Source organism: Rhizobium sp. G21 (genome assembly GCF_014158035.1).
Classification (GTDB): Bacteria; Pseudomonadota; Alphaproteobacteria; order Rhizobiales; family Rhizobiaceae; genus Rhizobium_E.
This window is the reverse complement of the sequence record NZ_JACFXW010000001.1, coordinates 1,018,256-1,039,936: the sequence shown is the minus strand read 5'-3', so window position 1 is coordinate 1,039,936 and position 21,681 is coordinate 1,018,256. Positions and strand designations below refer to the sequence as shown.

20 protein-coding genes and 4 pseudogenes are annotated in these 21,681 nt (G+C 61.9%); 8 read left to right on the top strand and 16 right to left on the bottom strand.

Annotation, left to right across the window (positions count from 1 at the left end; genetic code table 11):
- Positions 1–25 precede the first annotated feature (25 nt).
- The gene (locus H2O14_RS05290) at positions 26–1,684 is read left to right on the top strand and encodes an electron transfer flavoprotein-ubiquinone oxidoreductase (protein ID WP_182826806.1); all 1,659 of its coding nucleotides are present in this window, start codon (positions 26–28) and stop codon (positions 1,682–1,684) included.
- A gap of 10 nt (positions 1,685–1,694) precedes the next feature.
- Here the strand turns inward: H2O14_RS05290 and H2O14_RS05285 are convergent.
- Both H2O14_RS05285 and H2O14_RS05280 read right to left on the bottom strand, forming a co-directional pair.
- Positions 1,695–2,922 (bottom strand): annotated as a pseudogene (locus tag H2O14_RS05285) (RNA polymerase sigma factor).
- A 2-nt stretch (positions 2,923–2,924) separates the two neighbouring features.
- The gene (locus H2O14_RS05280; protein WP_182826805.1) at positions 2,925–3,308 is read right to left on the bottom strand and encodes a YciI family protein; all 384 of its coding nucleotides are present in this window, start codon (positions 3,306–3,308) and stop codon (positions 2,925–2,927) included.
- On the opposite strand from H2O14_RS05280, the gene H2O14_RS05275 reads away from it, so the two are divergent.
- On the top strand, positions 3,291–3,755 hold the full coding sequence (locus H2O14_RS05275; RefSeq protein WP_182826804.1) for a hypothetical protein: 465 nt from the start codon (positions 3,291–3,293) through the stop codon (positions 3,753–3,755). The genes H2O14_RS05280 and H2O14_RS05275 overlap by 18 nt on opposite strands.
- Positions 3,756–3,838: 83 nt before the next feature.
- Positions 3,839–4,456 (top strand): L,D-transpeptidase, encoded by a 618-nt coding sequence (locus H2O14_RS05270; protein ID WP_182826803.1) that lies wholly within the window; start codon positions 3,839–3,841, stop codon positions 4,454–4,456.
- Here H2O14_RS05270 and H2O14_RS05265 read toward each other — a convergent pair.
- Positions 4,447–5,352 carry a DMT family transporter gene (locus H2O14_RS05265; protein ID WP_182829271.1) on the bottom strand — a complete coding sequence of 302 codons (906 nt, stop codon included), beginning with the start codon at positions 5,350–5,352 and terminating at the stop codon, positions 4,447–4,449. The two genes, H2O14_RS05270 and H2O14_RS05265, sit on opposite strands and share 10 nt — an antisense overlap.
- A gap of 140 nt (positions 5,353–5,492) precedes the next feature.
- On the opposite strand from H2O14_RS05265, the pseudogene H2O14_RS05260 reads away from it, so the two are divergent.
- Positions 5,493–5,962: pseudogene (locus H2O14_RS05260) on the top strand (Lrp/AsnC family transcriptional regulator).
- Positions 5,963–5,971: 9 nt separating this feature from the next.
- Here H2O14_RS05260 and H2O14_RS05255 read toward each other — a convergent pair.
- Complete coding sequence (locus tag H2O14_RS05255; protein ID WP_312858656.1) at positions 5,972–7,162, bottom strand: MFS transporter; 1,191 nt, start codon at positions 7,160–7,162, stop codon at positions 5,972–5,974.
- A gap of 273 nt (positions 7,163–7,435) precedes the next feature.
- On the opposite strand from H2O14_RS05255, the gene H2O14_RS05250 reads away from it, so the two are divergent.
- Positions 7,436–8,365: a diacylglycerol/lipid kinase family protein gene (locus H2O14_RS05250; RefSeq protein WP_182826802.1), complete on the top strand. Its 930-nt coding sequence runs from the start codon at positions 7,436–7,438 to the stop codon at positions 8,363–8,365.
- On the opposite strand, the gene H2O14_RS05245 is transcribed toward H2O14_RS05250, so the two are convergent.
- Together H2O14_RS05245 and H2O14_RS05240 are read right to left on the bottom strand one after the other, a co-directional pair.
- Entirely contained in the window at positions 8,340–9,086 is a 747-nt protein-coding gene (locus tag H2O14_RS05245; protein ID WP_182826801.1) for a class I SAM-dependent methyltransferase, read from the bottom strand. The two genes, H2O14_RS05250 and H2O14_RS05245, sit on opposite strands and share 26 nt — an antisense overlap.
- Positions 9,083–10,585: an AMP nucleosidase gene (locus H2O14_RS05240; RefSeq protein WP_182826800.1), complete on the bottom strand. Its 1,503-nt coding sequence runs from the start codon at positions 10,583–10,585 to the stop codon at positions 9,083–9,085. The genes H2O14_RS05245 and H2O14_RS05240 overlap by 4 nt, the downstream gene beginning before the upstream one ends.
- A gap of 22 nt (positions 10,586–10,607) precedes the next feature.
- Here H2O14_RS05240 and H2O14_RS05235 point away from each other — a divergent pair, with 22 nt between their 5' ends.
- Positions 10,608–10,913 carry a hypothetical protein gene (locus tag H2O14_RS05235; RefSeq protein ID WP_182826799.1) on the top strand — a complete coding sequence of 102 codons (306 nt, stop codon included), beginning with the start codon at positions 10,608–10,610 and terminating at the stop codon, positions 10,911–10,913.
- Positions 10,914–11,012: 99 nt separating this feature from the next.
- Positions 11,013–11,713 (top strand): annotated as a pseudogene (locus H2O14_RS05230) (glutathione S-transferase N-terminal domain-containing protein).
- 53 nt (positions 11,714–11,766) lie between these two features.
- On the opposite strand, the gene H2O14_RS05225 reads toward H2O14_RS05230, so the two are convergent.
- A complete protein-coding gene (locus H2O14_RS05225) occupies positions 11,767–12,102 on the bottom strand; it encodes a DUF2147 domain-containing protein (protein ID WP_182826798.1) in 336 nt (111 codons plus the stop codon).
- A gap of 447 nt (positions 12,103–12,549) precedes the next feature.
- Between H2O14_RS05225 and H2O14_RS05220 the strand changes: the two genes are divergently transcribed.
- Entirely contained in the window at positions 12,550–12,813 is a 264-nt protein-coding gene (locus H2O14_RS05220) for a sel1 repeat family protein (RefSeq protein ID WP_137154091.1), read from the top strand.
- Between the two features lie 118 nt (positions 12,814–12,931).
- On the opposite strand, the gene H2O14_RS05215 is transcribed toward H2O14_RS05220, so the two are convergent.
- The 9 genes and pseudogenes from H2O14_RS05215 to iolC form a co-directional block, all read right to left on the bottom strand.
- Positions 12,932–14,044 carry a pyridoxal phosphate-dependent aminotransferase gene (locus tag H2O14_RS05215; protein ID WP_182826797.1) on the bottom strand — a complete coding sequence of 371 codons (1,113 nt, stop codon included), beginning with the start codon at positions 14,042–14,044 and terminating at the stop codon, positions 12,932–12,934.
- A 35-nt stretch (positions 14,045–14,079) separates the two neighbouring features.
- Positions 14,080–14,472: a PilZ domain-containing protein gene (locus tag H2O14_RS05210; protein WP_182826796.1), complete on the bottom strand. Its 393-nt coding sequence runs from the start codon at positions 14,470–14,472 to the stop codon at positions 14,080–14,082.
- 198 nt (positions 14,473–14,670) lie between these two features.
- Positions 14,671–15,042: a hypothetical protein gene (locus H2O14_RS05205; protein ID WP_182826795.1), complete on the bottom strand. Its 372-nt coding sequence runs from the start codon at positions 15,040–15,042 to the stop codon at positions 14,671–14,673.
- Positions 15,043–15,167: 125 nt separating this feature from the next.
- Entirely contained in the window at positions 15,168–15,479 is a 312-nt protein-coding gene (locus H2O14_RS27105; protein WP_312858655.1) for a type II toxin-antitoxin system VapC family toxin, read from the bottom strand.
- A 116-nt stretch (positions 15,480–15,595) separates the two neighbouring features.
- Positions 15,596–15,832, bottom strand: coding sequence for a type II toxin-antitoxin system Phd/YefM family antitoxin (locus H2O14_RS05195; protein ID WP_182826794.1), 237 nt, complete (start codon positions 15,830–15,832; stop codon positions 15,596–15,598).
- 49 nt (positions 15,833–15,881) lie between these two features.
- Entirely contained in the window at positions 15,882–16,679 is a 798-nt protein-coding gene (iolB, locus tag H2O14_RS05190; RefSeq protein ID WP_182826793.1) for a 5-deoxy-glucuronate isomerase, read from the bottom strand.
- Positions 16,680–16,724: 45 nt separating this feature from the next.
- Positions 16,725–17,642 (bottom strand): myo-inosose-2 dehydratase, encoded by a 918-nt coding sequence (iolE, locus tag H2O14_RS05185; RefSeq protein WP_182826792.1) that lies wholly within the window; start codon positions 17,640–17,642, stop codon positions 16,725–16,727.
- A gap of 95 nt (positions 17,643–17,737) precedes the next feature.
- Positions 17,738–19,584, bottom strand: a pseudogene (iolD, locus tag H2O14_RS05180) (3D-(3,5/4)-trihydroxycyclohexane-1,2-dione acylhydrolase (decyclizing)).
- A 138-nt stretch (positions 19,585–19,722) separates the two neighbouring features.
- Entirely contained in the window at positions 19,723–21,639 is a 1,917-nt protein-coding gene (gene iolC / locus H2O14_RS05175; RefSeq protein WP_182826791.1) for a bifunctional 5-dehydro-2-deoxygluconokinase/5-dehydro-2-deoxyphosphogluconate aldolase, read from the bottom strand.
- Positions 21,640–21,681: the final 42 nt, after the last annotated feature.

Here is a 21,681-nt window from a genome sequence, read left to right as displayed (position 1 = left end):
TGCGCGCCCGGCCGGAGTTTTTGAGATGAGCGACATGGAATTGCCCGAACGCGAGAGCATGGAATTCGACGTGGTGATCGTGGGCGCAGGTCCCGCGGGTCTTGCCGCCGCCATCAGGCTGAAGCAGGTCAATCCCGAGCTGTCGGTGGTGGTGCTGGAAAAAGGCGCGGAAGTCGGTGCGCATATCTTGTCGGGCGCGGTGGTCGATCCCATCGGCGTCGACCGGCTGCTGCCAGGTTGGCGCGACGAGGCGGATCATCCGTTCAAGACCCCAGTCACCGATGACCATTTCCTGTTTCTGGGGCCGGCGGGCTCCATCCGCTTGCCGAATATCTTCATGCCGCCTTTGATGAACAATCATGGCAATTACATCGTCTCGCTCGGCAATGTCTGTCGCTGGCTAGCGACCAAGGCGGAAGAACTCGGCGTCGAGATCTATCCGGGCTTCGCCGCCACCGAAGTGCTTTATGATGAGAACGGCGCGGTGCGCGGCGTCGCCTCCGGCGACATGGGCATCGGCCGCGACGGAGAGCCGACAGGAAACTATGCCCGCGGCATGGAGCTTCTCGGCAAATATACGCTGATCGGCGAGGGCGTGCGCGGCTCGCTCGCCAAGCAGCTGATCGCCAAATACGACCTCTCGAAGGATCGCGAGCCCCAAAAGTTCGGCATCGGCATCAAGGAACTCTGGCAGGTCAAGCCGGAAAACCACAGACGGGGCCTCGTGCAGCATTCCTTCGGCTGGCCGCTCGACATGAAGACCGGCGGCGGATCGTTCCTCTATCATCTCGAAGACAATCAGGTCGCCGTCGGCTTCGTCGTGCATCTGAACTATAAGAATCCCTACCTCTTCCCGTTCGAGGAGATGCAGCGGTTCAAGACGCATCCGGCGATCTGCGGCGTGTTTGAGGGCGCAAAGCGCATCTCCTACGGCGCTCGCGCCATCACCGAAGGCGGGTACCAGTCCGTGCCGAAGCTGACCTTCCCGGGCGGGGCGCTGATCGGCTGTTCGGCCGGCTTCGTCAACGTGCCGCGCATCAAGGGCAGCCACAATGCGGTGCTCTCCGGCATGCTCGCCGCAGAAAAGATTTCAGCTGCGATCGCTGCTGGCCGCGCCAATGACGAAGTCATCGAGATCGAAAACGAATGGCGCGCCGGCGACATCGGCAAGGATCTGAAGCGCGTCCGCAACGTCAAGCCGCTCTGGTCGAAATTCGGCACGGCGATCGGCGTGGCGATCGGCGGCCTGGATATGTGGATCAACCAGATCTTCGGTACGTCGCCCTTCACGCTGAAGCACGGCAAGACCGACGCCGCCTCGCTGGAGCCTGCCGCCCAGCACAAGAAGATCGACTATCCCAAGCCCGACGGCGTGCTGACCTTCGACCGCCTGTCCTCGGTGTTCCTGTCCAACACCAATCACGAGGAAGACCAGCCGATCCATCTGCGTCTTAAGGATCCGGCGCTGCAGAAGTCGTCCGAACTCGACGTTTTTGCCGGCCCGTCCTCGCGCTACTGTCCGGCCGGCGTCTATGAATGGGTGGAGAAGGACGGCGACAAGGTCTTCGTGATCAACGCGCAAAACTGCGTGCACTGCAAGACCTGCGACATCAAGGACCCCAACCAGAACATCACCTGGGTTCCGCCGCAGGGCGGCGAAGGGCCTGTCTATCCGAATATGTGATGAGGCTCGGTTAGCCGAGTTCACGGATGCGGCGTGCGAGAAAATCGCGCTCCGCATCCAGCCGCGCGAGCGACAAGGCCTGCCGATATGCTTGCCGAGCTGAAGCGATGTCGCCGAGCTGGCGGAGGAAATCGGCGCGGGCGGCATGCGCCAGATGATAGGCGCCGAGCTCTCCTGTCTCCAGTAAGCGATCGACCAGCGCCAGGCCGGCAGCCGGACCATCGACCATGGCGACGGCCACGGCGCGGTTGAGCGCCGCGATCGGCGAGGGCGCGGCCTGCAGCGTCAGATCGTAAAGCCCGACGATGCGACGCCAGTCCGTCTCTTCGCTGGACGTCGCCGTGGAATGCACGCCCGCGATGGCCGCCTGCAGCGTATAGGCCCCGACTTCGCCGCTCGCCCAGGCGCGTTCGAGAAGCGCGGTTGCTTCGGCGATGAGATCCTGTCTCCAGAGGCGTCGATCCTGGTCCGCCAGCAGGATGAGGTCGCCATCGGCGCCCGCGCCTCGCCGGCGCGCGGGCGTGCTGGAACAGCATCAACGCCCCAAGCCCGAGAACCTCGGGCTCCGGCAGAAGGCCGATCAGCAGCCTGTTCAGCCGGATGGCCTCCTCGGCGAGATCCTGTCGCATCAAGTCCGCGCCGCTCGACGCCGCATAGCCTTCGTTGAACAGGAGGTAGACGACGTGCAGGACGACCGACAGCCGCGCCGGCAGCGCGGCGGCGTCCGGCACGTCATAGGGCAGAGCCAGATCGCGGATGCGCTTCTTGGCCCGAACGATGCGCTGGGCGATGGTCGGGGCGGAGACGAGGAAGGCGCGTGCGATCTCTTCGGTCTTCAGCCCGCAGACTTCGCGCAGCGCCAGCGCGAGTTGCGCATCGGGCTGAAGAGCGGGATGGCAGCAGATGAAGATCAGGCGCAACTCGTCGTCGGCGAGCGATTCCGGCTCATCCTGCATCTCGACTGCTCCGCTTCCGTAGAGTGTGTCCGTCACGTCAGCCGTCAACTCGCCAAACCGTTTGTGACGACGCAGTCTGTCGATCACCTGAAACCGTCCCGTCGACACCAGCCAGGCGAGGGGATTGTCGGGCGGCCCCTTCTCAGGCCACTGCCTCGCCGCCTGCAGGAAGGCGTCCTGCAGTGCTTCTTCCGCCAGGTCGAAACTGCCCAGCAACCGGATCAGGCTTGCCAGCGCTTTTCGCGAATGCTGACGAAAGATGGCGTCGATGCCGTCGTCCATCGTCAACCGGCTGCCCGGGTTTGCGCAGCCACCAGCGCTTCGAGATCGAAGATCGGACGCACCTCCATGCCGCCATATCGTCCGACCGGCACGGCGCTCGCCAATCGGATCGCCTCGTTGAGATCGCGGGCCTCGACGACGAGGAAGCCGCCGAGATGCTCGCGGGTCTCGCAGAACGGACCGTCGGTGATGGAAATCTCGCCATTTCCGTGTCGGATCGAAACGGCTGTCTCAGGCCCGAGCAGGGGCTCTGCGGCGATGAAATGTCCTTGTTCCTTGAGCATGACGTCGTGGGCAAGCGAGTCCCGGTCGAGCTTGTCCTTCTCGTCTTGCGGCATGTGATCGAAGACGCCGTCAGGCAGCCAGACTTGCAGCAGATATTTCATCGTTCGGTTCCTCGGTTGGTTGATGGCGGACTGGTCGAATGGCGCGAGGACATTTCGACAGCAAAAGGCGGGAAAGAGAAACTATTTTTGCGACGTCGTGCGGCCAGGCTGTCGAAACTCGCCTCTCGCATTCGACCAGCGTCATCGAAAAAATGCGAGGGCGAAGACATGGATCCGCGTATGGCCTTCTGGGCGAACCTGACGATGGCGGCGAATTGGAAGGGTGAGGATGACTTCTATGCCGCCTGCGGTGGTGGCGACGAGCGCGTCAACGCGTTGCGGGTATTGCTCTCGACGCTTCTCTTCCTGAGCGTCGGCATGTCGGCTTTCCTGATGGGATCCGAACCGTCCGACGACCGCAGGAGCAGTCAACGGCTGGCGGCCGACGCCGAATTGTATCATGCAACGGACCGCCCCGTTTCGCAGCAAAATCCTGACGATCGTTAACTTTTGCGACGCTGCTTTACGCTCCATTAACCATAATCTTCCTAATGTCTGCGGCATCAACGGGGCATTAAGGACTCAATTCGATGGCGGTTTCTCGGCGGGCGTTCCTTCTCGGCGCATCGGCGTTTCTGGCGGGATGCCAGACCAATCATTCCAACGACAAGGCCAATTACGGCGCGCAGACGACGGAGCCTTATCCGCTGCCCGCCATGTCGCTGGACAAGATCAAGCCGGAACTGCGTCGCACGGAGGTCGATTACGCCACCAGCCAGCCCGCCGGCACCGTCGTGGTCGATACGCCCGCCCGTCGTCTCTACTATGTGCTCGGCAATGGCAGGGCGATCCGTTACGCCGTCAGCGTCGGCCGCGAAGGGTTGGAGCTGCGCGGCAACGCTTATGTCGGCCGCAAGGCCGAATGGCCGACCTGGACGCCGACCGCAAACATGATCCGCCGCGAACCGGCGAAATACGGCCCGCTGGCCGGCGGCATGAAGGGCGGCCCGAACAATCCGCTCGGCGCCCGCGCCATGTATCTCTATCGCGGCGGCAACGACATTCACTTCCGCATTCACGGCACCAACCAGCCGCAATCGATCGGCTACGCCATGTCGTCGGGCTGCATCCGCATGCTGAACCACGACGTCATCGATCTCTACAGCCGTGTCTCCACCGGCGACAAGGTCGTGGTCATTCAGGCCTGACGTCGAGACAGAAGCCCGGTCGAGAGCACCACGCCGAGACCGGTGATGACGGCTGCGGCGATCGTCGCCGCGCCGATCCGCTCGCCCAGCAACAAGCCGCCGCCGACAGCCGCGGCCGCTGGCGTCGCCGCGGTAAAGGCGGCGGCAAGCGTGCCGCCCAAGGCCCGGATCGCGTAGCCATAGAGAAGGGTGGCGCAGAGGCCAGACAAGACGCCCTGCGTCAACACCTGCAATCCGATTTCGCCGAGCGGGGCTGAAAACAGGTGAACGCCGAGAAACGGGATCAGCGCCAGCGTGATCAGCGTCGACCAGACGCAGACGAGCGCGCCGCCTTCGAGCGGCGTCAGGCCGGAGCGCCGGAAAGCATGGGTGAAGATTGCCCAGAGCGTCGCGCAGAACGGCAGGATCAGATAGCTTCTCCAGCCGAGTTCGACTTCGCCGACGCCGAACGTCAGCATCACCAGCCCGCCGAGCGCGATGGCGCCCATGCCGAACCAGCGCATCAGGTCGGGGCGTTCGCGATAGATCGCCACTCCGATCAGCGCTGTCGCCAATGGCATCACGCCCGGCAGCAGGACGCCGGCGGCAGAGGCAGGCGTCGCCCGCATGCCCACGGCCACGATCTGGAAGAAGGGCGCGCCGGAGCCCAGGATCATCAGCACGAGCGGCCATTTCGGCGTGGCCTTCGGCCAGAGACCTGTCCTGAGCCAGACCGGCGCGAGGATCAACGCCGGAATGCCGTAGCGTAGCAAGCTGAGATCGACGGCCTTGAGCGACGAGACGGTTCCATGTCGCGTCGACACCAGCCACGCCGCCCAGATGGCCACCACCGCCAGCGCTGCGAGGCGGCCCGTAAAGGGCGAGATTTCACTCGTTTTCGCCGTATCCGCCGCCATCGCCATCCGCTCGCTCCTAGCCCCGACCGTCAATGCTCGGACACTAAACCAGCGCGGTCGCGCATGTCCTTGCGACTTGTGACTTGAAATTAAGGCCATGGCGCAGGATATTGCGTCTGCTGGGAGATAATTGGTGGAATATGCCTAAACTGGATGAATTTGATCTCGGGATCCTCGACGCGCTGCAGGAGGATGCACGGATGACCAATGTCGACATCGCAGCGCGGGTCAATCTGTCGCCATCGCCGTGTCTCAGACGGATACGGGCGTTGGAAGGGAGCGGCGTGATCCGCGGCTACAGGGCCGATGTCGACCGCCGCGCCGTGGGCCTGGAATTGACGGTGTTCGTGTTCTTCAAGGTGATCCGCCATAGTCGGGAAAATGCCGGCAATCTGCAGGATGCGCTTCTGGCGCTGCCTGAGGTGGTGGCTTGCCACATGATCTCGGGAGAGGCGGATTTTCTGGCGGAAGTGGTGGTGGAGGATCTGGCCGCCTATGAGCGGCTGCTCACCGAGCAACTGCTGACGCTGCCGGAGGTCACCGATATCCGATCAATTTCGCGATCCGCACGGTGAAGGCGAACGGACCGCTGAAATTGCCGGAAGAATGATCGAGAGCTTCAGCGCGCCGCCCGTTTTTCGAGAAGCCAGGACGCGCCGAACACGAACAGGCCGAAGAAGGACAGAATCGCGCCGACATAACCGGTGGCGGCATAGCCATAGCCATAAGCGATCACCAGGCCGCCGAGCCAGGCGCCCAGCGCATTGGCGACATTGAAGGCCGAATGCATCGACGCTGCGGCCAGCGTCTGGCCGTCGGCGGCGACGTCCATCAGCCGTGTCTGCACAGCCGGCCCGGCGGCGAAGGTGCAGCCGATCAGAAACACCGACAGGCAGAGCAGATAGGGATTGGCGGCGGTCAGGCCGAACACGGTCATCACCACCACATTGAACACTAGCATGCCGCCGATCGTGCCCATCAGCGACATGTCGGCCAATTTCGAACCGACGACATTGCCGACATTCATGCCGATGCCGAACAGAACCATGATCACGGGGATCATCGAGACGGGCATCAGCGCCACCTCCGTCGCAGTGCCAGCGATGTAGCTGAAGATCGAAAACATGCCGCCGAAGCCGGTCGCGGCCAGCGTCAGGGTCAGGAGCACCTGCGGATGCGTGAAGGCGATGAGCTCCCGGGACACGCTCGCGCCTGCCGCCGGCCGGTCGCGCGGCAGATAGAGCCAGATGAGGGTGACGGTCAGCGCGCCGATGCCGCCGACAGCGAAGAACAGCACCCGCCAGGAGAGATACTGGCCGAACAGCGCCATCACCGGCGTGCCGGCCAGCGTCGCCACCGTCAATCCGAGCATCACGTAGCCCACGGCGCGCGCGCGCATGTAAACCGGCACCAGCGACGCCGCGACCAGGGCGGAGACGCCGAAATAGGCGCCATGCGGAAGGCCCGATAGGAATCGCAGCGCGGTGAAGCTCCAGAAATCAGGCGCGACCGCGCTGGCGAGATTACCGGCGGCGAAGACGCTCATCAGCACCAGGAGCAGGGAGCGGCGCGAGGACTTGGCGCCGAGAATCGCGATCAGCGGCGCGCCGATCACCACGCCGAGCGCATAGGCGCTGATCACGTAACCCGCTTCCGGCGTCGTAACTGCGAAGGTTCTGGCGACATCCGGAAGCAGGCCCATGATGGCGAATTCGCCGGTGCCGATGCCGAAGCCGCCGCAGGCGAGCGCCAGGATCACCAAGGCGATCTGGAAGCGCGTCAGCGCACGCGCCTCTTCGGGTATTGCTATCGTATCGGTGCAAACAGCGTCGCTCACGGTAAAGATCCGTCTGAAGGGGTTTGGGGACCCGGATGTCGAGAATGGAAGCGGCGCAGACGATTCAGGCCGTCCGATGATGAGTTATAGTAATATAATAGAGATTTTGCATTGCGGTAAAGGCGATTTTGCGGCGCAAATGAAAATGAGAATGATCAAAAGTCGGTTCTGCGCGTTACTGAGCCGGCCGCTCCTAAAAACGCGGAAAACAAGCCTATATCCTGCTGACCACACGGGAGATGACGCGTGAAGATCAAAGCCATTCTCAACCGCGACGGCGGAACGTTCCGGACCACGGATATGAAGGCCTATGAAGCGAAAATGGCGGAGATCTTCGCCGAGCGCAGCCATGTTCTTGAAACGGTGGTGGTCGAAGGGTCGGATATCGGCGCCGCGCTGGAGAAGGCGGCCGGCCGTGACGATGTCGATGCGATCATCGCCGGCGGCGGCGACGGCACGATCTCGTCGGCCGCGGGCATCGCCTGGAAAGCGGGCAAGCCGCTCGGCGTCATTCCGGCAGGCACGATGAACCTGTTCGCCCGTACGCTGCGCTTGCCGCTCGACATCTGGCAGGTCCTGCCGGTTCTCGCCGACGGCGTCGTCGACGACGCCGATATCGGCAGCGTCAACGGCCGCGCTTTCGTGCATCAATTCTCGGCCGGCATGCATGCGCGCATGGTGCGCTATCGCAACCAGATGAGCTATGGCTCGCGCGCCGGCAAGATTGCCGCCAATGTCCGCGCGGCGGTCGGCGCGGTGCTCAACCCGCCGCGTTTCGAGATCGAGTTCGACGCCGACGGCCATCGTGAAAACCGAATGGTTTCGGCGATTTCGGTGTCCAACAACCCCTTCGGCGAGAATGGACTGTTGGTTGCAGAGGACGTCAAGACCGGTCATCTCGGTTTCTATATCGCCGATCCGCTCGATCCGGCCGGCGCTGTGGGACTGGCGGTCGATGTGCTGCGCGGACGGCTGAAGGCCAATCCCGCCATTACCGAAATGAAAGCGCAGTCTGTCGACCTGCATTTCCCCAAACTCTATCGAGCCGCCAATTTCGTACTCGACGGGGAGTTGATGAAACTGCCGCGCGATGTCGAAATTCGTCTTCATCCAGGAGAATTGAAGGTGATCGCCCCGGCGGACGCCAGCCTCAAGCCAATCGACCCAACGGTATGATTTCCTTGCAGCCGGGCTCGAACGGCGCGCCTATCCAGTCGCCCAGCCAGACGTCGATCACGAGTCCGGCGCGGGCGATCAGGCCGGCGAGATGCGCCTGATCGATGAAACGGATCGACGAGCGGGACGAGAGTGTCTCGCCCGATGCCAGACGATAGGCGGTCTCATAGCAGACGACCCCGGTCTCTTCATCGACGGCGACGTCGTTCCAGCTTTCGACTTTGCCGTAATCAGGATGGGCCACGGTCCGACGTGAGGCCTCTGGCGTCCAGCCCTCCCATTCGCGGCGGGCGGGGTTGCGGCTGTCGAAAATGAATTGCCCCGATGGCGTGAGATGCGCCGCGATGGTGGCGAGCGCCGCCTTTACGTCGGCATCGGTCAGCAAGCATTGAAAGGCATGTCCGGTCATGGTCACGAGATCGAAGCGCTCGCCCAGCCGGATGCTGCGAATGTCGCCTTCGACCCAGCGCACCTGCTCGCCATTCGTCCGATGCCGCGCCACTTCCAGCATGGCTGACGCGGGATCGACGCCGACCATGGGCCTGCCGTCGGCGATGCCGGCGAGAAACAAGCCGGTGCCGCAGCCGAAATCGAGCACGGAGCCGGCGGTGCGGGCCAGTTCCGCGCAGTAGCGCGTATCCTGTCCCCAACCGTTTTCGAGATCGTAGAAGTCGACGAGCCGCGGATCGCTGTACAGCCGGTCGTCTTCCTGCTCTCTCATTGGAAGGCCGTTTCGAAGAAGCTTCGCAATTTGCGTGAATGCAGCTTTTCGGGCGACATGGCCGACAGTTTCTCGAGCGCCAGAAGCCCGATCTTGAGATGCTGGCTGACCTGGCTCTTGTAGAAGGCGGTCGCCATGCCCGGCAGTTTCAATTCTCCATGCAGCGGTTTATCCGATACGCAGAGCAATGTTCCGTACGGAACGCGGAAGCGGAAGCCGTTGGCGGCGATGGTGGCGGATTCCATGTCGAGCGCGATGGCGCGGGCTTGCGACAGGCGTTTTACGGGTCCGGATTGGTCGCGGAGCTCCCAGTTGCGGTTGTCGATCGTCGCCACCGTGCCGGTGCGCATGATGCGCTTGAGCTCGTAGCCGTCATAGCCGGTGACCTCGGCCACCGCATCCTGCAGCGCCTGCTGGATTTCCGCCAATGCCGGGATCGGCACCCAGACCGGCAGGTCGTCGTCCAGCACATGATCTTCGCGCATATAGGCATGCGCCAGCACGTAGTCGCCGAGGCGTTGCGAATTGCGCAGTCCAGCGCAATGGCCGAGCATCAGCCAGGCATGCGGACGGAGAACGGCGATATGGTCAGTAATCGTCTTGGCGTTGGAGGGCCCGACGCCGATATTGACCATGGTGATGCCGGCATGGCCCTTGCGCTTGATGTGATAGGTCGGCATCTGCGGCAGCCGCTGGGCGGGCGAGCCTTCGCTCGGCGCGTCCTCGCCGGGATAGGTGACAAGATTGCCGGGTTCGACGAAGGCTGTGTAGCCGTTGCCGCCTTCGGCCATCTGCCGGCGCGCCCAGGCGCAGAATTCGTCGATGTAGAACTGGTAATTGGTGAACAGCACGAAATTCTGGAAATGCTCCGCCTTGGTCGCCGTGTAATGGCTGAGCCGCGCCAGCGAGTAATCGATGCGCTGGGCGGTGAAAGGCGCGAGCGGCTTCGGCGTGCCAGGCGGCGGCTCATATTCGCCATTGGCGATTTCGTCGTCGGTGGTCGAAAGATCGGGCGTGTCGAACAGGTCGCGCAACGGCGCCTCGATGGTGCTGCCGACCGACGCTTCGATATGGGCGCCTTCGCCGAAGGCGAAATGCAGCGGAATGGGCGTCGACGATTCCGCGACGATCACCGGCAGCCCATGATTCTTCAAAAGCTGCCCGATCTGCGTCTTGAGGTAGTGCTTGAACAGGAGAGGGCGGGTGATGGTGGTGGAATATTCGCCGGGCTCGCTCAGGAAACCATAGGGCAGTCGCGAGTCGACATGATCGTAGCGAACCGTTCCCAGTCTTATCTCGGGGTAGAAGGCGCGGTATCTGCCTTCGGCGGCGCCGCCCTGAATGATCTTTTCGAAGGCGGCTCGAAGAAACGACGTGTTGCGTTCGTACAGCGACGCAATCGCGTCGACGGCTTCATCGGCCGTGGTGAAGGAAGCCTGCTCAAAGGGCTCCGGAGAGATGACGTTCAGGATGGAGGAAGAAAGGATTCGCTTGGCCATAGGCCATAATAGAAGGCGGTTTATGACAGTTGAACAGTCCCGGATCGGTCATTCCCGCGAATTTTTCACGCTGCGCCGCGGCATGAGGGCAATTGCGCGGGATGATTCAGCGAATTCCGCAGCTGGCGTTCATCGGGTTCGAGCAGCTTTCGACATTGAACTGGGCGAAATGCGGAGCGCGAGAATGATTTTCCACCGCGACCTGCAAACCAATCGCAAAAAGCGCGGCGCCGAGGCAGATGATCGCAAAGCGGCGTATCATGATCGCATTCATCTCAGGCTTCATCCCATTCCCGTCTTCGATGGAGAAAACTCTAACCAGATGTGACTGAACCCGCGCTGACCTTCATGTTCATTTTCGGTTCAGAGTGGTTGCCGGCCATTAACCGGCTCACTAACTAACGTCAGACAGAGGAAGGAGACGCCCATGTCCGCACCGATCGATCTCTATTACTGGCCCACCCCCAACGGCTGGAAAATCACCATCATGCTGGAGGAGCTCGAAGCCCCTTACCAGATCAAATACATCAATATTTCGAAGGGCGAGCAGTTCGAGCCGTCCTTCCTGGCGATCGCGCCGAACAACCGGATGCCGGCGATCGTCGATCCGAAGGCCCCGACGGCGCGCCGATCTCGGTGTTCGAATCCGGGGCCATCTTGCAATATCTCGGCCGCAAGTTCGGCAAGTTCTATCCTGTCGATGAACGCGCCCGCGTCGAGGTCGACCAATGGTTGTTCTGGCAAATGGGCGGGCTCGGTCCCATGGCCGGGCAGGCGCATCATTTCCGCAATTATGCGCCGGAAAAGATCCAATATGGCATCGACCGCTACACCAACGAGGTCAACCGTCTGTATGGCGTGATGAACAAGCGGCTCGCCGATCGCGATTACCTCGCCGGCGACTATTCGATCGCCGACATGGCCTGCATCGGCTGGGTGATCCCGTACAAGAACCAAGGTCAGGATCTCGACGACTTCCCGCATCTCAAAGCCTGGTTCGAGCGCCTGCATCAGCGCCCCGCGCTATTGAGAGGCATTGCCGTGGGCAAGGAAGAGCGGGAACGCCAGGCCAATCTCGCCGAAGACAAGGAAGCGCAGAAAGTCCTCTTCGGCCAACGCGCTCGATAACGACAAAAGAGGCGGCTCCCTCTGGGGCCCGCCTCCTCGCATGAGGAACTCGATCAGAGCTTGGTCCAGGTCTGCGATTTGCAGAGCACGCCCATCACACAGCCCTTGAGTTTCATGGAAGCGCCCGACACGGTCGCGTAGCCGGAATATGTCTTGTCGTTCTCGGGATCTGTGATCTCGCCTTTGTAGTCGGCGCCGGCTCCGGACATCGTGCCGATACGTTTGCCCGAAAACTTTCCTGATTTCAGCGTCACACAATAAGCGCCGCCGCATTTGGCGATCGCGGCGGTTTCGCCGCTCTTGGTTTTCCAGTTGCCCTCGATCGGTTCCGCCGCAATTGCCGCGCCCGCGGACGCCATGATCAGAAGTGCCGTCAAAAATCTGCGCATCCATGCCTCCCAGTCTGCAAGGCCGTCCCAGAGGCCTCGTCACGGAATTGGTAGCGTCGATTTGCCTGGAAGAAAACAGGAAACTGAACAGCAGTCGCGTCTTGCAAAAACGCGCGATCGATTTCCATGGTTACGAGCCGATTAAAACCGCAGGCTGAAATTTTCGTAAAGTTTTCCGTATTCGCCGAGAAGCGCAGGCGGTTGGATACTTAAGAAAAACATAAGTTTACCAGCTGTTCGGATTTCGTTTGCTGCAAATTAAGGATGCATTTTAGGCGAATTTTCAAAGCCCTTCGGCATAGTAGAGCCATAACAAGGACGGCAGTAAACGCCGCCGAAAAACGGAAAGCGCCGAGCGATCGAAAAGAATAGGCAAGCGCAGTCCGGCCTTCATGCAAGGCAAAACAGGGTGAAAAGAAAACAACGTCTTAAACAGGGACAACGACAATGGCGCGTTACGACATGAACATCTCGAATTCGGCTATGGGCGGCGAAAGCCAGGCCGACATCTTCTGCGACATGGGCCTGATGTACGCCACGGGCCAGGGCTGCGACATCGATCTGGTCGCTGCGCACAAATGGCTCAACATCGCCGCGATCAAAGGCTCCGAACGCGCCGCCATGCTGCGCGCCGAACTGACCCCGTCGATGACCAAGATGGAATTGGCCCGCGCACTGCGCGCCGCCCGCGAATGGATGACGATGCACTGATCGTCATTCGCATGCCGCTCATCACAAAAGACGTGAAGACCAAGACTGCGGTTTACGCAGCAGAATATTGAAGCCGCGACCGCTCACCCAGCGCCCGCGGCTTTTCTTTGGCCAGCGTTCAGCCGATTTTCGCCAGAACCTTGGGAAGCGCCTTCTCGAACAGATCGAGATCGCTCTCCGGCCCGACGCTGACGCGGATGCAGCGGTTGAGCGGGGCCACGCCCGGCATCCGGATGAACACGCCTTCCTCCATCAAGCCATCGACGATGGCGCGCGCATAAGTCCCGTCGCGATGGCAATCGATCGCCACGAAATTCGTCGCGGAGGGTAGGGGAGCAAGACCATTGGCGCGGGCGATCATGCCGATGCGGTCCCGGGCGGCGGCGATCTTCGCCAATGTGTCGGCGAGATAATCCTGATCCGCGAGCGCTGCGATCGCGCCAGCGACGCCGACACGGTTCATGCCGAAGTGATTGCGGATCTTGTCGAAGGCCTGGGCCGTGCCGCGGGCGGCGATGACATAGCCGATGCGCGCGCCGGCCAGCCCATAGGCCTTGGAGAAGGTGCGGGTGCGGATCACGTTCGGCCGGTCGAGCAGCGCTTCATTGGCGGGCAGTGTGCCTTGCGGGGCGGTCTCCCCATAGGCCTCGTCCAGGATCAGCAAGGTCTCGTCGGGAATGGCGCGGGCGAAAGCGAGAACCGCCCCGGCGTCGTGCCAACTGCCCATGGGATTGTCGGGATTGGCGAAATAGACGAGCGGCGCTTTTTCGCGCTTCACTGCATCGAGAAGACCGTCGAGATCTTCCTTGTCGTCTTTGTAGGGGACGGTCACCAACCGCCCGCCATAACCGTTCACATGATAGTTGAACGTCGGATAGCCGCCGAGCGAGGTGACCACCGGCATGCCTTTTTCGATCGTCATCCGCACGATCTCTCCGAGCAGACCATCGATGCCTTCGCCGACATTGACCTCATGGCGATCGAGGCCGAGATGGTTCGCCAGCGCCTCGCGCAACGCGAAATTCTCGGGATCGGAATATTTCCAGCTCTCGTCGATCGCCGCCGCCATCGCCGCTTTCACCCGCGGCGATGGGCCGAAGCCGTTTTCATTGGCGCCGATCCGCGCCGCGACGAGGAGATTGCGGTTCCGTTCGATGGCTTCCGGCCCCACGAAAGGGATGGTGGCCGGAAGATCGCGGACGAGCGGCGTGAAATATTCGAAGGTCGACATATGCGTGTGAGCCCTGATTCATGATCGGGATCACCCTATTGAAAACGAACGCGTCCGGGAAGATTGTCGCCGGCGATGAAATCGCCGCGCACGATTTTCGACAACAGGCCCTCGGGCAGCGGCTTGATGAACCGCACGCCGACGCGGCCGTCGAGCCGATGGACCTCGGCGCAGCCGATGCGGATCGCCAGACCCGAGAAGGAAAGATAATAGTGATCGGGAAGGCCGATGGTCGTAAACATCTGCAAGCAGGCGCCGCCGCGAGAGATGTCCACCACCTGACAGGATCGCGGGGAAAGGCCCGCCAGCCCGGGGAGGACGGAATAGACCACGCCGGGTCTATTGACGATGAATCGTTCGAATTTCTTTGCTTCCAGGCCCTGCTCTACATGAACAGTGCTGATCGTCGCTTCTGCGCCTACAGCCATGGACACACTCCTTGTTTCCATGACCCGACAATCCACCCCAAACATTTAATCCGCCTCAAGGGCGGTCTTAGAATTTTAACGAATCCAGATTTAAGCGACAGGGCTGTGCGAATTCGGGAGTTTTGGACGAAATCCACCCGTTTCAACGAAGAAGGGCCGCGCGAGGCGGCCCGGGCATATCGTCGCTTTGCAGTTGGCTCAGATGGCCTCGAGTTCCTCGATCGACACGCCGCCGACGATCGTCTGCAGATAGCCCGCGTCGAGGAACATGTTGAATTTGATCATCATGCGATCTTTTTCACGGCGCACCATCGTCGAGCCGATCTCCTCTGACGAGCCCATGATCACCAGGAAGAAATTGCGCGGCAGGTCGATATAGGGACTGAAATTCAAAAGCGCGCCGCCGCAGGAGATGCTCTCGATCAAGGTATTGTATTTCTTCTTGATCTGCAGATGCGGCGCGACGGGGATGATGGTGCCCGGACGGTCTATCTTATGCATCTTGAAGCTGCGCTTCGGATTCTGGATCATCAGAACGTCGTTGAAATTCTTGAACTCCCGGATCTGCATGGTCATCCTCCTTTCTGGTTGAAGACGACAATAGCATCGGCGGGTTGAGGCAGGTTCAAGCGGATTGCTACAATTTTATCGAAGCGCGTGATTTTGAGGTCGACTGGGCCATTGCGGCACAGGTTTCAAGTCCAGCATGGTTGATGATGGGTTACCCATGCGCGCCCAGGCCAGGACGGCCGAGCCGACAGTTCGTCAAACGCGCTGTCGGCGGACAGGATCGGCAGCCCCATCTCCAGCGCGGTGCCGGCGAGCATGCGATCGAACGGGTCGCGGTGATCCCAATCGAGCAGGCCGGCGCTTCGCGCAATGCTGGGATTGAGGTCAATAATCCGCCCGCCCTGATTGACGGCAAGCTCCGGGAGACGGTCGGTGAACGGCTCCATCTCAGGCCATTTTCCGATTCGAACTTTCTGGCAGATTTCGTAGACGGAAATCGCGCTGACCTAAATAATATCAGCGTCCAGAATAATAGCTGCGATATTGCCCGGTAACCGCCGATCCAGATTGGTGGTCCATGCCCACACATGGGTATTCGGCAGGTAAGACGCCATCAACCGCCTTCCCAGAGCCTTAACTCTTCTTCGCTCATTGGCTCAAGAAAGTCCGGCGCGTCGCCTTTGAGCTGATCTTTGAGAATGCCCAGATGGAACTTCCGCTTCTTCGGCCAAGGCACAATGGTCGCGACCGACCTGTCGCCGTCCGCGATAGTCACGTCCTGCCCTGTCTCGGCCGCCTGCTCGATAAGGCGGGCGAGATCGGATTGCGCCTGTTCGATCGTCACCTTCATGACTGGTCTCCTTGTTCCTAAAGATGAGCCAAGGAGACGGAATGTCAAGTCAGGTGGAAAGCAGCCATTCATGCTCTCGGGCGTTGTGGAATTTCCACACCCGCTTCGGTCCCGCCATGACGTTGAGATAATAGAGGTCATAGCCGTGGATGGTGGCGCAGGGGTGATATCCCTTGGGCACCAGGGTCACATCGCCATTCTCCACCGCCATGGCTTCGTCGAGCGAGCGATCGTCGGTATAGACGCGCTGGAAGGCGAAGCCCTGCGGCGGGTTGAGGCGGTGGTAATAGGTCTCTTCCAGGAAGCTCTCGTTTGGCAGGTCGTCCTGGTCGTGCTTGTGCGACGGATAGGACGAGGTGTTGCCCGAGGGCGTGATCACTTCCACCACCAGCAGCGAAGCGGCCGCGCCGTCGTCCTCCGGCATGATATTCGTCACGTGCCTGACATTGGAGCCCTTGCCGCGCATGAACTGAGGATGCGTTCCGGGCGCGATGAGCCTGGTCTTGAACCCTTCGCCGCCCGGCGCCGTGCAGACAGCGAGTTCGAGATCGGTCGTCGCCGTCACCGACCAGGAGGAGCCGGCCTGCACGTAAAGCGCATGCGGCGCGCCGTCGAACACGCTCATGCGTTCGCCGACCTCGCCGAAATCTTCGCCCGAGGCGGTCGCCTTGCCCTTACCGGTCAGCCAGACCAGGCAGGCCTCGCGGTCGCCGGTGTTGGCCGAGACGGTTTCTCCGGCCTTCAGGCGATGAAGCGCAAATCCGACATAGGTCCAGCCGGCGCTTTCAGGCGTCACATCATGGATGAGGCCGTGGTCGGCCTTGGGTTTCACCAGCAGTTTCGGCATGGTCGCGCTCCCTTTGTCCTCTGCCGTTTGGCCGACGCTTGCGCCTCAGCCCTTCGGAAAGCCTTCGGTTTCCACCGTATAGCCGGCGGCCGTCATCACGCGCATCAGTTCGGCATGACCGATCTCCGCCATCTTCTGCGGCGGCGCAGTCTTCGGGTCCTGCTCGGCTTCGACCACGAACCAGCCTTCATAGCCGTAATCGGCAAAACGCTGGACGATCGCGCCGAAATCGAGCGAACCGTCGCCCGGAACGGTGAAGGCGCCGAGCGCCACGGCGTCGAGGAAGGACTGCTTGGAGCGGTCCAGACCATCGACCACGGAGCGGCGGATGTCCTTCACATGCACATGGGTGATGCGGGCATGGTGATTGTCGATGGCGCGCAGCACGTCGCCGCCGGCGAAGGCCAGATGGCCGGCGTCGAGAAGCAGCGGAATGCCTTCGCCGGAATTCTTCATGAAGGCGTCGAGCTCCGGCTCGGTCTCCACGACGGCGGCCATGTGGTGATGGTAGGACAGCGGCATGCCCTGTTCCGCGCACCATTCGCCGAACTCGGTCACCTTGCGGGCATAGACCTTCATCTCGTCGTCAGACAGGCGCGGCTTGGTCGCCAGCGGCTTGGAGCGGTCGCCCTGGATCGACAGGCCGACTTCGCCATAAACGATGCAAGGCGCGTTGACCGCCTTGAACAGCTCGATCATCGGCGCGATGCGGTCCTTGTTCGCCGAGAGATCCTCGATGGTCAGCGTGCCGGAAAACCAGCCGCCGCACAGCGTCACGTCGGCGGCGCGCAGGATCGGCAGCATCACGTCGGGATCATCGGGAAAACGGCGGCCCTTTTCCATGCCGGTGAAGCCGGCGGTGCGCGACTGGCGCAGGCATTCCTCGAGCGACACGTCGTCGCTCAGATCCGGAAGGTCGTCATTCCACCAGGCGATGGGCGACATGCCGAGTTTGGCTTTCATCAGAGGTCTCCTCAGAGTCTTGGTCCGGAAGTCGTACTTCCGGGAAAACATTGACATGCAGCGAGGCGCTCATCGAGCCTCGTAAACTGATCCGGTCAGCCGATCTGCTGGGCGGCGAGAGCCTTCACATAGGCTTCGTGCGCCTTGTTGACGCTTTCGCGCGGGCTGACTTCCGGCACCGCCACATCCCACCAGTGTCCGCCTTCCTGCGTGGTGATCAATGGGTCGGTGTCGATCACGATCAGCGTGGTGCGGTCATTTGTCTTGGTCTGTTCAAGCGCCTGTTCCAGCTCAGCAATCGAGGCGACCTTCAGCGCAATCGCGCCCATGGCTTCGGCGTGCTTGGCGAAATCGATCTCCGGCATCACCTCGTGATAGGCGTCTTTCAAAAGGTTGTTGAAGTTGGCGCCGCCGGTGCCCATCTGCAGCCGGTTGATGCAGCCATAGCCCCTGTTATCAAGCAGCACGACGGTGATCTTCTTGCCGATCATCACCGAGGTGGCGAGTTCCTGGTTGAGCATCATATAGGAGCCGTCGCCGACCATGACCACGACATCGGCGTCGGGCCGCGCCATCTTCACGCCCAGACCGCCGGCGATCTCATAGCCCATGCAGGAGAAGCCGTATTCCATATGGTAGCTGCCGGGGCTGGTGGCGGGCCACAGTTTGTGGAGTTCGCCCGGCAGGCCGCCCGCAGCGCAGAGCAGCACCGAGTTCTCATTGGCGCGATTGCGCGCAACGGCACCAATTACCTGCGCATCCGAGGGCAGGGCGTTGGTGGGCGCCATGGCCTTGTCCGCCGCCTGCATCCACTCTGCCTTCAGGCTTTCGGCCTTTGTCTTGACATCGGCCGGCGCAGACCAGCCGGACAGCGCGGCGGTGATGGCTGTGAGCGCAACCTTCGCGTCGGCCACCAGCGGCAGTGCATTGTGCTTAGCGGCGTCGAAGGCTGCGGTGTTGATGCCGAGGAAACGAACGCCGTCACCCTTGAACAGCGCCCAGGAACCGGTGGTGAAATCCTGCATGCGCGTGCCCACTGCAATCACAAGATCTGCGGCTTCGGCCAGCGCGTTGGAAGCGGAGGTGCCGGTCACGCCAACCGAGCCCATCGATAGCGGATGGCGCTCATCGATCGCCGACTTGCCGGCCTGGGTGACGGCCACAGGAATCCCCGTCTTCTCAGCAAAAGCTTTCAGCTCTTCTGTGGCGCGCGAATAGAGCACGCCGCCGCCGGCGATGATCACCGGAGACTTGGCGGATTTGATCGCGGCGATGGCGGCGGCCAGCTCATCCGTATCCGGCTGCGGCCTGCGGAAGCTCCAGACCTTCTCGGCAAAGAAGCTTTCCGGATAATCAAAGGCTTCGGCCTGCACATCCTGGCAGAGCGACAGCGTCACCGGGCCGCAATCGACCGGATCGGTCAGCACCTGCATCGCGCGCTTCAGCGCCGGCATGATCTGTTCTGGACGGGTGATACGGTCGAAATAACGCGACAGCGGCCGGAACGCGTCATTGGCCGAAATGGTGCCGTCGCCGAAATTCTCGATCTCTGCAGCACCGGGTCCGGCGCGCGGTTGGCGAAGACGTCGCCCGGCAAAAACAGCACCGGCAGGCGGTTGACATGCGCCACACCTGCGGCAGTCACCATATTGAGCGCGCCAGGGCCGATCGAGGTCGTGCAGGCCATGAAGCGCTGGCGGAAGCTGGCTTTTGCATAGGCGACGGCGGCATGCGCCATGCCCTGCTCATTGTGGGCGCGATAGGTCGGAAGCTCGTCGCGCACCTGATAGAGCGCTTCGCCCATGCCCGCGACATTGCCATGGCCGAAAATCGCCCAGACGCCGCCGAAGATCGGCAGCGTCTCGCCGTCGATCACAGTCTTCTGCGCCTTCATGAAATGCACGATAGCCTGCGCCATCGTCAGCCGGATCGTCTTCGCCATGCTATCCTCCCGCATTCCTTTCGCAGGTCTGCGCCCGCGCCTCGTTGTCTTAATCCCTCTTCCCAATTTCGGGGAGAGGCGAGATCAAATAGAGCTGCAGCCTCCGCGTGGCGTTTCGGCGCAGCCCCGGTCTTTATCTCAAAGGCCGCGCGTGCGCAGCCAGGCCTTTGTCAGCTCTTCGAAGCGGCCGGCCATATCGGTAATCGCTTCTTCATCCGTCATGCGGCCGCCGAGCCATTGATTGGCGGCGTGCGCGAAGATGGTGCGGCCGACGGCGAAACCCTTGACCATCGGCGCGACCCGGGTGGCGGCAAAGGCTTTTTCGAGATCGGCGGCCGGCGCTTCGAGTCCGAGCAGCACGATGCCGCGGCAATAGGCGTCGTTTTCCGCGATCACGGCTTCGATGTTCTTCCAGGCTGTCGCCGAATGCTGCGGCTCCAGTTTCCACCAGTCGGGGCGGATGCCGAGCGCGTAGAGCTCCGTCATGGCGCGCGAAATCGTCGTGTCGTCGAGCGGGCCATGCTTGCCGGCGATGATTTCCACCAAGAGTTCCCGGCCGACCTTGCGCGCGGCGTCGTAGAGCGCCCGCAGCTTCTGCTGCTGCTCTTTCTTGAGCGCCTCCGGATCATCGGGATGATAGAAGCACAGGCATTTGATGCAGTGGTCGACAGGCCATTCCACCAGCTGCGAGCCGATGTCCTGCGAGAACTCAAACCGCAGCGGGCGCGAGCCCGGCAGCTCCACCGGCCGGCCGACCCAGGAAAAATCCTTCTTGGCGGCGTCGAAGAATGCCTCGCGACCGAAACGCTCGTCGATCAGCATGCCGTAGCCGTCGCGGCCCTGGCTGACGCGCGCAGCCGCAGCGACGGCGAGACGCTTGAAGGCGTTGATCTTGGCATGCGGCGCCTTGTGCTGGTCGGCTATGTCGGTCAACTGCGAGCGATGGTCGATGGCGAGCGCCATCAACAGCGGGATTTCCTTGCGCCGCGTCGTGGCCCAATGGATATGGCTGATATCCTCGTCCTTGCGCAGCGCCTTGAATTTCGAGCCGTGCTTGAGGAAATAGCTGAGTTCTTCCCAGGTGGGATATTCCGGCGCGCAGAGCAGACGCGAGACGGCGAAGGCGCCGCAGGCATTGGCCCAGGTGGCCGAGGTCTTGTGGCTTTCGCCCTTCAGCCAGCCGCGCAGGAAGCCCGACATGAAGGCGTCGCCGGCGCCGAGCACATTATAGACCTCGATCGGGAAACCCTGGCCGACAATGCCGTCTTCCAGATCGTCGCTGATCGGGCCGTCATAGACCACGCAGCCCATGGCGCCGCGTTTGAGCACGATGGTCGCAGGGCTGAGCGCGCGGATCGCTTTGAGCGAGGCGAGCACGCTGTCGGCGCCCGAAGCGATCATGATTTCTTCTTCCGTGCCGACGATCAGGTCGCAATCCGGCAGCACCGATTTCATCAGCGCCGAGACGCGGTCGGACTTCACATAGCGCTCAAAACCTTCGGCATGGCCAGCAAGGCCCCAGAGGTTGGGGCGGTAGTCGATGTCGAAGATCACCTTGCCGCCATTGGCCTTGGCGATGCGGATCGCCTTGCGCTGCGCAGCCTCGGTGTTGGGCTTGGAGAAGTGCGTGCCGGACACCAGCACGGCGCGCGAGGAGGCGACGAAGGCCTCGTCGATGTCGTCTTCGCAGAGCGCCATGTCGGCGCAATCGGTGCGCACGAAGATCATCGGCGACACGCCTTCGGATTCCACCGATAGAAGCACCAGCGCCGTCAGCCGGTCCTTGTCGGCCACGATGCCGTCGGTCGCCACGCCTTCGCGCTCGAGTTGTTCGCGGATGAAGCGGCCCATCTGCTCCTCGCCGACGCGGGTGATCAGCGCCGATTTCAGCCCGAGACGGGCGGAGCCCACGGAAATATTGGTTGGGCAGCCGCCAACGGATTTGGCGAAGGAGGCGATGTCCTCGAGCCGCGAGCCGGATTGCTGGCCGTAGAGATCGACGGAAGACCGCCCGATGGTGATCACGTCCAACGTCTTGGCATCCGCTTGCGCCATGTCTCTCTCCCGCTTGCATGGTCCAAATTCGCTGCATTTGAA

What these genes read in the sequence shown, in the direction of transcription:
- H2O14_RS05280 (WP_182826805.1), bottom strand. Translation starts at nt 3,308, where the DNA reads ATGAAATATCTGCTGCAAGTCTGGCTGCCTGACGGCGTCTTCGATCAC.
- H2O14_RS05225 (WP_182826798.1), bottom strand. Translation starts at nt 12,102, where the DNA reads ATGCGCAGATTTTTGACGGCACTTCTGATCATGGCGTCCGCGGGCGCG.
- iolC (WP_182826791.1), bottom strand. Translation starts at nt 21,639, where the DNA reads ATGGCGCAAGCGGATGCCAAGACGTTGGACGTGATCACCATCGGGCGG.
- H2O14_RS05235 (WP_182826799.1), top strand. Translation starts at nt 10,608, where the DNA reads ATGACAGTTGAACAGTCCCGGATCGGTCATTCCCGCGAATTTTTCACG.
- iolB (WP_182826793.1), bottom strand. Translation starts at nt 16,679, where the DNA reads ATGCCGAAACTGCTGGTGAAACCCAAGGCCGACCACGGCCTCATCCAT.
- H2O14_RS05195 (WP_182826794.1), bottom strand. Translation starts at nt 15,832, where the DNA reads ATGAAGGTGACGATCGAACAGGCGCAATCCGATCTCGCCCGCCTTATC.
- H2O14_RS05220 (WP_137154091.1), top strand. Translation starts at nt 12,550, where the DNA reads ATGGCGCGTTACGACATGAACATCTCGAATTCGGCTATGGGCGGCGAA.
- H2O14_RS05210 (WP_182826796.1), bottom strand. Translation starts at nt 14,472, where the DNA reads ATGGCTGTAGGCGCAGAAGCGACGATCAGCACTGTTCATGTAGAGCAG.
- iolE (WP_182826792.1), bottom strand. Translation starts at nt 17,642, where the DNA reads ATGAAAGCCAAACTCGGCATGTCGCCCATCGCCTGGTGGAATGACGAC.
- H2O14_RS05205 (WP_182826795.1), bottom strand. Translation starts at nt 15,042, where the DNA reads ATGCAGATCCGGGAGTTCAAGAATTTCAACGACGTTCTGATGATCCAG.
- H2O14_RS05290 (WP_182826806.1), top strand. Translation starts at nt 26, where the DNA reads ATGAGCGACATGGAATTGCCCGAACGCGAGAGCATGGAATTCGACGTG.
- H2O14_RS05265 (WP_182829271.1), bottom strand. Translation starts at nt 5,352, where the DNA reads ATGGCGGCGGATACGGCGAAAACGAGTGAAATCTCGCCCTTTACGGGC.
- H2O14_RS05240 (WP_182826800.1), bottom strand. Translation starts at nt 10,585, where the DNA reads ATGGCCAAGCGAATCCTTTCTTCCTCCATCCTGAACGTCATCTCTCCG.
- H2O14_RS05215 (WP_182826797.1), bottom strand. Translation starts at nt 14,044, where the DNA reads ATGTCGACCTTCGAATATTTCACGCCGCTCGTCCGCGATCTTCCGGCC.
- H2O14_RS05245 (WP_182826801.1), bottom strand. Translation starts at nt 9,086, where the DNA reads ATGAGAGAGCAGGAAGACGACCGGCTGTACAGCGATCCGCGGCTCGTC.
- H2O14_RS05270 (WP_182826803.1), top strand. Translation starts at nt 3,839, where the DNA reads ATGGCGGTTTCTCGGCGGGCGTTCCTTCTCGGCGCATCGGCGTTTCTG.